The organism is Actinomadura formosensis NBRC 14204 (assembly GCF_001552155.1).
GTDB classification, from domain to species: Bacteria; Actinomycetota; Actinomycetes; order Streptosporangiales; family Streptosporangiaceae; genus Spirillospora; species Spirillospora formosensis.
Map to the genome: position 1 here is coordinate 25,049 of NZ_BCQQ01000080.1, position 8,723 is coordinate 33,771.

Genomic DNA, 8,723 nt, shown 5'->3' on the forward strand with positions numbered 1-8,723 from the left:
CCGTATGCCACGTCGTCCGGGGTTCGCGGCCGAGCGGCGGCAGCGGCTGCTGGAGATGGTCCGCGCGACCGGCGCGGTCTCCCTGCGCGACCTCGCGTCCTCGCTGGAGGCGTCCGAGGCGACGGTGCGCCGCGACATCCGGGCCCTGGAGGCGGAGGGGCTGCTCGACCGCCGGCACGGCGGCGCGATGGCGCCGGGCGGGCTGTCCCGGGAGCCGACCTACCGGCAGAAGGCCGGCGTCGCGGCCGCGGAGAAGGCGGCGATCGCGCGGCTCGCGGCGGACCTGGTCGACGAGGGCGACGCCATCGTGATCGGCGCGGGGACGACCACCCGGGAGCTGGCCCGGGAACTGGCCGGCTTCGGCGCGCTCACCGTCGTCACCAACTCGCTGCTCGTCGCCCAGGTGCTCGCCGAGGCGCGCGGCGTCGAGGTGGTGATGACGGGCGGCTCGCTGCGCGGCGCGATTCATGCCCTGGTCGGCGGGGCCGCCGAGCAGATGCTGGCCGGCCTGCGGGTCCGCCGGGCCTTCATCTCCGGGAACGGCCTCACCGCGGAGCGCGGCCTGTCCACGCCGAACATGCTGGTCGCAGGCGTCGACCGCGCGCTGGCGCAGGCCGCCCGGGAGGTGGTCGCGCTCGTGGACCACACGAAGGTGGGCGTGGACACGATGTTCCAGACGGTCCCCGCCGACGAGATCTCCTACCTGGTGACGGACGCGGGGGCGCCGGAGACGGAACTGGCCGGGCTGGCGAGCGCGGGGGTCGAGGTCCGGGTCGCTACCTGAGAGAAGCGATCAAGTTCTGTCATCGACGAACATCACATCTGATTGTTATTGACAGAAACTGATCGATAGTGGCTGAATGGCGGCACCACCCGGTCGCGAGAAGGGATCACGTCCTGGACACCCGAAGCTCCCTTCGCACGTCGGTCCGGCTCGCCGACTCGCGGGAACTCATCTACTTCGACGACGAGCCCGGCCATGACCGCTCGGCGCCCGACCCGCGCCCGCTGCCCGCGCACCGGCCGAGATCGGAGCTGCGGTTCGACCCGGTGATGGGCGAGTGGGTGGTCATGGCGGCGCACCGGCAGAACCGCACGCACCTGCCCGCGCAGAGCGAGTGCCCGCTCTGCCCCTCGGCGGGCGGGCGGCACAGCGAGATACCGGCCGCCGACTACCACGTCGTCACCTTCGAGAACCGCTTCCCCTCCCTCGGCGGCCCGCCCGCCGGCGGCCGGTGCGAGGTCGTGTGCTTCACCAGCGAGCACGGCTCCTCGTTCTCCCTCCTGCCGGACCGGCGCCTGGAGACGGTCGCGCGCGCCTGGACGGACCGGACCGCCGAACTCAACCGGCTCTCCGGCACCGAGTACGTCTTCATCTTCGAGAACCGCGGCGTGGAGATCGGGACGACACTGCACCATCCGCACGGGCAGATCTACGCCTACCCGTTCGTCCCGGCGAGCGCGGCGCGCGCGCTGGAGATGGCGCGCCGGCACCGGGCCGAACAGGGCTCCTGCCTCTTCTGCTCCATCGTGGCCGCCGAGCGGACGGGCGAACGGGTCGTCGCCCGGACGGACCGCTTCATCGCGTTCGTCCCCGAGGCGGCGCGCTGGCCGTACGAGGTGCACGTCTACCCGTACCGGCACGTCACGGGGCTGCCCGAGCTGGAACCCGGCGAGCGTTCCGAGCTGATGGTGCTCTACCGGGACGTCCTGCGCCGCTTCGACCGGCTCTTCGACGCGCCCGCGCCCTACATCGCCCACCTGCAGCAGGCGCCCGCCCGCGCGGACGCCGGCCTGGCGCACCTGTACTTCCGGATCTTCACGCCGCGCCGGGCGGAGGGCAGGCTCAAGTACCTCGCGGCGAGCGAGTCGGGGGCGGGCGCGTTCATCAACGACGTCCTCCCGGAGGAGGCCGCCCGCCGGCTGCGCGCGGCCGGCTGAGCCGGCGCGGGGACGCCCGCCGGTGCGGTCAGCCGAGCTTGGGGGTGGCGCGGTCGATGATCGGGGCCAGGTCGAGTCCGGCGGGCAGGGTGCCGAAGACGGCGCCCCCCTCACCGGCGAGGCGGGACGCGCAGAAGGCGTCGGCGACGGCCGGATGACCGTGCCTGACCAGCAGGGACGCCTGCAGGGTGAGCGCCATGCGCTCGACGACGCGGCGGGCCCGGATCTCGATGGTCTCCAGATCCGCGAGGGACGTCTTGACCTCGCGGACGGCCGCGTCCAGCCGCGGGTCGGCGCCGGCCGCCCGGTCGAACTCGGCGAACAGCGCCTCGACCGTCTGCGGCTCCTTCACCATCGCCCGCAGGACGTCGAGCGCGGCGACGTTGCCGGAGCCCTCCCAGATCGAGTTCAGCGGCGACTCGCGGAACAGCCGGGGCATGCCGGACTCCTCGACGTAGCCGTTGCCGCCCAGGCACTCCAGGGACTCGGCGGCGTGCGCCGGCCACCGCTTGCAGATCCAGTACTTGCCGACCGCGAGGGCGAGCCGCTTGAACGCCGTCTCGGCCGCGTCCCCGCGCACCGAGCGGTCGGTCGCGCCGGCCAGCCGCAGCATCGTGATCGTGGCCGCCTCCGACTCGATCGCGAGGTCGGCGAGGACGTTGCGCATCAGCGGCTGGTCGATCAGGTACCCGCCGAACGCCTTGCGGTGCGCGGCGTGGTGCGCGGCGGTCGTGACGCCCTGGCGCATCCCGGACGCCGCACCGATCACGCAGTCCAGCCGGGTCATGTTGACCATCTCGATGATGGTGCGGACCCCGCGGCCCTCGTCCCCGACCCGCCAGGCGACCGCGTTCTCGTACTCCACCTCGGAGGACGCGTTGGACTTGTTGCCGAGCTTGTCCTTCAGCCGCATCAGCCGCAGCGGGTTGAGGCTCCCGTCCGGCAGGACGCGCGGGACGAGGAAGCAGGTCAGGCCGCCGGGCGCCTGGGCGAGGGTGAGGAACACGTCGCACATGGGGGCGCTGGTGAACCACTTGTGGCCGACGAGCCGGTAGGTCCCGTCCGGCCCGGGTGCGGCCCGCGTGGTGTTGGCCCGGACGTCCGAGCCGCCCTGCTTCTCCGTCATCGACATGCCGGCGAGCAGCGCGTTCTTGGTGAGCGGTGCGCGCAGGCCGAAGTCGTACTCCCGCCTGGCGAGCAGCGGCTCGTACTGCGCGGCCAGCTCGGGGGACTGCCGCAGCGCGGGGACGGCCGCGTACGTCATCGAGACCGGGCAGCCGTGCCCCGCGTCGACGCGCCAGGTGTAGAACTTCGCGGCGCGTGCGACGTGGGCGCCCTCGCGGGAGTCGGCCCACGCGGAGCCGTGCAGGCCGTGCGTCACCGCGACGGTCATCAGCTCGTGCCACGCCGGGTGGAACTCGACCTCGTCGATCCGGTGCCCGTACCGGTCGTGCGTGCGGAGGGCGGGCGGGTGCTCGTTCGCGAGCCGGCCCCACTCCTGGGCACGCTCGGTGCCCGCCAGGCGGCCCAGCTCGCGCACCTCCGCCTCGGCCCAGCCCGCGCCCTCGCGCGCCAGCCCGTCCAGCAGGACGGCCTCGTCGGCGACGTCGTGCCCGGCGAGCGGGGGAACCTGATTGAACACCTCGTGCGTCACCGCGCCGCCCTCCACGTCCGCTCCCGATGGTCGTGCCGTTACCCGCAGAATACAGAATCACGTTCGGGTTGGGGAGGTGATCGTGCCCGGCCGTGACCGGGCGCTCATCCTCCTCAAGGGGTGGGGCGATCTCGTCCCCCCGGCGGATTGTCCGACGCCGGCGGGGGCATACCTTCGAAACCATGAGTCAGTCCAGTCCGCAGCCCGAGCGGCCCCGTCCCAGCCGCCCGCCGGCCCGGCGACAGGACCCCCCTGCGGACCGGCCCGTTCCGGAACCCTTCGACGTCACGACCGCGCCCGATGCGATCCGGGCGTCCGACGCCGAGCGCGAGGCCGCCGTCGAGCGGCTGCGCATCGCCTCGGTGGAGGGACGGCTCACCTTCGAGGAGCTGACCGAGCGCACCGAGGCCGCCTACACGGCCGTCAGCCGCGGTGACCTCGAACACATCACCGCCGATCTGCCCGGCCTGGGCGCCCCCGGCGCCAACCCCGCGCCCGTGCAGGTCAAGCGGCGGTTCAGCGCCGTCATGGGCGACTGCAAGGAGCGCATCGTCGGCCGCATCGACGGCCCGCTGGAGGCGGTGTCGGTGATGGGCGACGTCGAGCTCGACCTGCGCGGCGCGCAGGTGCCGACCGGCGAGGTCCACATCTCCGCGACCGCCGTGATGGGCGACGTCAAGATCATCGTCCCGAACGGCGTCAGCGTCGAGCTGACCGGCCACAACTTCCTCGGCGACCGCAGGGTCAACGTCCGCGGCGCGCACCCCGGCGCCCGCGTCCCCGTCGTCCGCGTCACCGCCACCGTCGTGATGGGCGACATCAAGATCATCGACGATGAGCACCACGCGCCCGTCCGCCGCGGCATCACCGAGTGGTGGAACGGCCGCGGGTGACCGCCGTCAGCGGCCGTCGCCGCGGCGTCCGGCGGACGCCGCGCGGCCGGTCCGCAGCGCCTCGGCGTAGCGGCGCACGATGAGGTCCGCGACCTGCGGGGCCGCGCCGAGAACCGGCGACACCGCGGCGGCGCCGGCGGCCACGGCCTCGGCCCGGACCTTGTCGGCGAAGTGGCCGGGCGCGAGGAAGTAGGACGCCAGCGCCACGCGCGGCGCCCCCGCGCCGAGCAGCGCCGCCACGGCCTCGCCCGGTTTCGGGCCCGCCGCCGACGCGTACGCCGGGACGACGTCCCGCCATCCCCGCGACCGCCACTCACGCGCGAGCCGCGCGACCGTGGCGTTGGCGGCCGCGTCGCTCGACCCCGCCGACACGAGCACGACCGCCGTGTCCGGATCGCCGGGCTCCACACCGGCGTCGGCGAGGCGGTGCTCCAGAGCGGCCATGAGGAGCGGATGCGGGCCCAGCGTCCCGGCCGTGCGCAGACCCAGCCGGGGGTGCCGGGCACGCACCCGGTTCAGGACGCCCGGGAGGTCGGTCTTGCTGTGGTAGGCCGCGGTGAGGAGCAGCGGCAGCACGACCGCCTCGTCCGCGCCGTCCCGGGCCAGGCCGTCCAGCACCCGGCCGGGGGCCGGCGGCGCGTGGTCCAGGAACGCGGCGTGCACGGGCACGTCCGGGCGGCGCGCCCGGACGGCGCCGAGCAGCGCGGCGACCGTCGCGGCGGCGCGCGGGTCCCTGCTCCCGTGCGCCACCGCCACCATGGGCACGCTCAAAGGTGGATGCCGCATTCGGTCTTGCCCAGGCCGACCCAGCGGCCGCTGCGCGGGTCCTCGCCGGGCGGGACCGGGCGGGTGCACGGGGCGCAGCCGATCGAGGGGTAGCCGTCGTAGTGCAACGGGTTGACGAGTACGCCGTTGTCCTCGATGTACTGGTCCATGTCCTCCTGGGACCAGTCAAGGATCGGGTTCACCTTGACCATGCCGCGCCTGCGGTCCCACTCGACGACCCTCCGGTCGCGGCGGTTCGCGGTCTCGTCCCGGCGGATGCCGCTGAACCAGGCCAGGTAGCCCTCCAGCGCGCGGCCGAGCGGCTCCACCTTGCGCAGGTGGCAGCACAGGTCCGGGTTGCGGCCGAACAGCCGGGGGCCGAGCGCGGCCTCCTGCTCCTCGACCGTCCGGGACGGGGTGACGTTGATGACGTTCACCGGGTAGACGGCCTCCACCGCGTCCCGGGTGCCGATCGTCTCGGCGAAGTGGTAGCCGGTGTCGACGAACAGGACGTCGATGCCGGGCTTCACCTTCGACACCAGGTGGATCAGTGCCGCGTCCGACATGGACGAGGTGAGGCAGATGCGGTCGCCGAACGTGGCGACGGCCCAGCGGATGACCTCCGGCGTGGGCGCGTCCTCCAGTGCGGGGGCGGCCGATTCGACGATGTCTTCGAGGTCAAGGGTGCGTCTGTCGGTCTCCAGGAGGGTCACCGAGGGGTCTCCTTGCTCGCGGTGTTGGGAGCTCCGACACCGAGGAACTTCAGCGTGAAGGATCGGAGGCAGTCGGGGCAGAACCAGGAACCGCGCCCGTCCCCGTGCGGGGACGGCCCCCCACGCTCCCCGGGGAACTCGGAGGGGGCGCGCGGTTCCAGGTTCTCCTCGCCGCAGTACGGGCAGTAGAACGGCGCCATGCGCTCGCTCATGTGAGGTCCGCCCCGCTCATTTGAGATCGGCCTCGTCCGCGCGGTCCACCCATTCGGCGAAGGTCTCGCCCTCGGCGCGCTGCTCGTCGAACGCGCGGACCACCCGCTCGACGTAGTCGGTCAGCCCGGCCGACGTCGTCTTCAGCCCGCGGACCTTCTTGCCGAACGATGCGCCGAGCCGCCCGCCCAGGTGCACCTGGAAGCCCTCCATCTGGTCGCCGTTCTCGTCCACGACCAACTGGCCCTTGAGCCCGATGTCGGCGACCTGGATGCGCGCGCAGGAGTTCGGGCAGCCGTTGATGTTGACGGTCAGCGGCTGGTCGAAGTCCGGGAGCCGCTTCTCCAGCTCGTCCATCAGGTCCATGGCGCGCTGCTTGGTGTCGACGATCGCGAGCTTGCAGTACTCGATGCCGGTGCACGCCATCATGTGCCGCCGGAACGTGGACGGGCGGGCGTGCAGGTCGTGCTCGGCGAGCGCCTCGACGAGCGCCTCGGTGTGCTCCTCCGGCACGTCCAAGATGATCATCTTCTGTTCGAGCGTCGTGCGGACCCGGCCCGAGCCGTAGCGGTCGGCCAGTTCGCCGATGACGCCGAGCAGATCCCCGTTCAGCCGGCCCACGCGGGGCGCGAACCCGACGTAGCAGCGGCCGTCCTTCTGCGGGTGCACGCCCAGGTGGTCGCGGTGGACGTCCGGGGCCGCGGGCTCGGGGCCGTCCGGCAGCGCGTACCCGAGGTACTCCCGCTCCAGCACCTCGCGGAACCTGTCCGCGCCCCAGTCCTTCATCAGGAACTTCAGCCGGGCGCGGCTGCGCAGCCGCCGGTAGCCGTAGTCACGGAAGATCGAGGTGACGCCGTGCCACACCTCGCGGACCTGCTCCGGCTCGACGAACACGCCGAGGCTCTTGGAGAACATCGGGTTGGTGGACAGCCCGCCGCCGACGAACAGCTGGTAGCCGGTCGCGCCCTGCTCGTTCACCACGCCGACGAACGCCACGTCGTTGATCTCGTGGACGGTGCAGTGCGAGGTGCAGCCCGACAGCGCCGTCTTGTACTTGCGCGGCAGGTTGGAGAACTCGGGGGAGCCGATGTAGCGGTCGTGGATCTCGCGGATCTGCGGCGTCGCGTCGATCACCTCGTCCGCGGCGATCCCGGCCAGCGGGCAGCCGATGATCGTGCGCGGCACGTCGCCGCACGCCTCGGTGGTGTGCAGCCCCACGGCGCCGAGCGCGTCCCAGATGGCGGGGACGTCCTCGATCCCGACCCAGTGCAGCTGGATGTTGTGCCGGTTGGTGATGTCGGCGGTCCCGCGCGCGTACTTGCGGGAGACGTCGGCGATCGTGCGCAGCTGCGGTCCGCTCAGCTGGCCGCCGTCGATGCGGATCCGCATCATGAAGTAGCGGTCCTCGATCTCCTCGTCCGACAGCGCGCCGGTCCTGCCGCCGTCGATGCCGGGCTTGCGCTGGGTGTAGAGACCCATCCAGCGGAACCGGCCGCGCAGGTCGGACGGGTCGATCGAGTCGAACCCGTACTTGGAGTAGATGTCGATGATGCGGCGGCGGACGTTCAGCCCGTCGTCGTTCTTCTTGTTCTCCTCGGTGGCGTTCAGAGGTTCCCGGTAGCCGAGGGCCCACTGGCCCTCGCCCTTCTTGCGCTTGATCGCGGTTGGCACGGCGCGCGTCCTCATCTGTTGGATCTGTTGGTCATGAGGGACGCGTAACGCACCGGCGGTCGCGGACGGCCGGCTCAACGCTGAGCAGGATCAGGTCAAAAGGGACGCCGATGCGCCACGCGCCCGCTGAGCGAGGGGCGTGGTCGGGGCGTCACCGACAGATCGCGCTGCGGACGCGCAGGAAGTCCACGTGCCGGCGCTTGGCCAGCAACGGGTCCGCAGCAGTCATACTCCGACTCTGACATGACGTCTCGCGGGCTGTCCAGCGGCGTCCGCCATGCGGACGCGTGAGCTGCGTCATCCCCGCGGCTATCCCTGCCGCTTCCAGTTCACCGGGGGCTCGGCGTCCTCGCCGCCCGGACGGCCGGCCCGGTCGCCGGGCCGGCGCCCGCCCTCGGGCGTGGCGGGCGGAGGGCGGTGCTGGCAGTCGCACCAGGAACCGCCGCGGCACTCCTCGTGGCGGTGGTCACGGCACGCCGGGCAGATCATGTCTCCCATTGTCGCCCATGAAGGCGAATGCCGGGGTGGCGCCGGTGGCCGGGCGGAACGATCATGGTCCGGGCGACGTTCTGATCCGTCCTACCGGGTATGGGCAAGGACATGGACGGGGCCGGGACCCCGGAGCGGGACGATCCGGCGGGGGAGGCGATCGGCACGCAACGCGTGGAGCAGACCATGGAAATGGGCGATGCGACATGTTCCGGGCGTGTAACGCTCTACGGTTGGGCGGTGTGACGACCGTCTCCGACGCCGAGGGCGTCCCCTCGGCTGGGGACTCCGACTCCGGACCGGGCCCGCGCGGCCCCCGCCCGCCCGCACCCCGCCCGCCCGCACCTCGCCCGCACGGCCCCCGTCCGCGCGCACGCGACCGGCTGG

The 8,723-nt window shown here is 72.7% G+C and carries 10 protein-coding genes; 4 read left to right on the top strand and 6 right to left on the bottom strand.

Annotation, left to right across the window (positions count from 1 at the left end; genetic code table 11):
- Nucleotides 1-4: 4 nt before the first annotated feature.
- On the top strand, nt 5-784 hold the full coding sequence (locus tag AF1_RS20665; protein ID WP_084263166.1) for a DeoR/GlpR family DNA-binding transcription regulator: 780 nt from the start codon (nt 5-7) through the stop codon (nt 782-784).
- 113 nt (nt 785-897) lie between these two features.
- Complete coding sequence (galT, locus tag AF1_RS20670) at nt 898-1,941, top strand: galactose-1-phosphate uridylyltransferase (protein ID WP_067801663.1); 1,044 nt, start codon at nt 898-900, stop codon at nt 1,939-1,941.
- Between the two features lie 28 nt (nt 1,942-1,969).
- Here galT and AF1_RS20675 read toward each other — a convergent pair whose 3' ends face one another.
- Nucleotides 1,970-3,610 (bottom strand): acyl-CoA dehydrogenase family protein, encoded by a 1,641-nt coding sequence (locus tag AF1_RS20675; protein WP_242608801.1) that lies wholly within the window; start codon nt 3,608-3,610, stop codon nt 1,970-1,972.
- A 167-nt stretch (nt 3,611-3,777) separates the two neighbouring features.
- On the opposite strand from AF1_RS20675, the gene AF1_RS20680 reads away from it, so the two are divergent.
- Nucleotides 3,778-4,488, top strand: coding sequence for a DUF1707 domain-containing protein (locus AF1_RS20680; protein ID WP_242608802.1), 711 nt, complete (start codon nt 3,778-3,780; stop codon nt 4,486-4,488).
- Between the two features lie 6 nt (nt 4,489-4,494).
- Here the strand turns inward: AF1_RS20680 and AF1_RS20685 are convergent, their stop codons facing one another.
- From AF1_RS20685 to AF1_RS34655, 5 genes are all read right to left on the bottom strand, one after another.
- On the bottom strand, nt 4,495-5,274 hold the full coding sequence (locus tag AF1_RS20685; protein ID WP_067801639.1) for a sirohydrochlorin chelatase: 780 nt from the start codon (nt 5,272-5,274) through the stop codon (nt 4,495-4,497).
- Nucleotides 5,256-5,966, bottom strand: a complete 711-nt coding sequence (locus tag AF1_RS20690; protein ID WP_067801644.1) for a phosphoadenylyl-sulfate reductase — start codon at nt 5,964-5,966, stop codon at nt 5,256-5,258. The genes AF1_RS20685 and AF1_RS20690 overlap by 19 nt, the downstream gene beginning before the upstream one ends.
- Complete coding sequence (locus AF1_RS20695) at nt 5,963-6,178, bottom strand: hypothetical protein (protein WP_067801647.1); 216 nt, start codon at nt 6,176-6,178, stop codon at nt 5,963-5,965. Before AF1_RS20695 ends, AF1_RS20690 begins: the two co-directional genes overlap by 4 nt.
- A gap of 16 nt (nt 6,179-6,194) precedes the next feature.
- Nucleotides 6,195-7,862, bottom strand: coding sequence for a nitrite/sulfite reductase (locus tag AF1_RS20700; protein ID WP_165488378.1), 1,668 nt, complete (start codon nt 7,860-7,862; stop codon nt 6,195-6,197).
- 294 nt (nt 7,863-8,156) lie between these two features.
- Nucleotides 8,157-8,336: a hypothetical protein gene (locus AF1_RS34655; protein ID WP_131732616.1), complete on the bottom strand. Its 180-nt coding sequence runs from the start codon at nt 8,334-8,336 to the stop codon at nt 8,157-8,159.
- A gap of 99 nt (nt 8,337-8,435) precedes the next feature.
- Here AF1_RS34655 and AF1_RS34660 point away from each other — a divergent pair, with 99 nt between their 5' ends.
- Nucleotides 8,436-8,582, top strand: coding sequence for a hypothetical protein (locus AF1_RS34660; RefSeq protein ID WP_157419257.1), 147 nt, complete (start codon nt 8,436-8,438; stop codon nt 8,580-8,582).
- Nucleotides 8,583-8,723 lie beyond the last annotated feature (141 nt).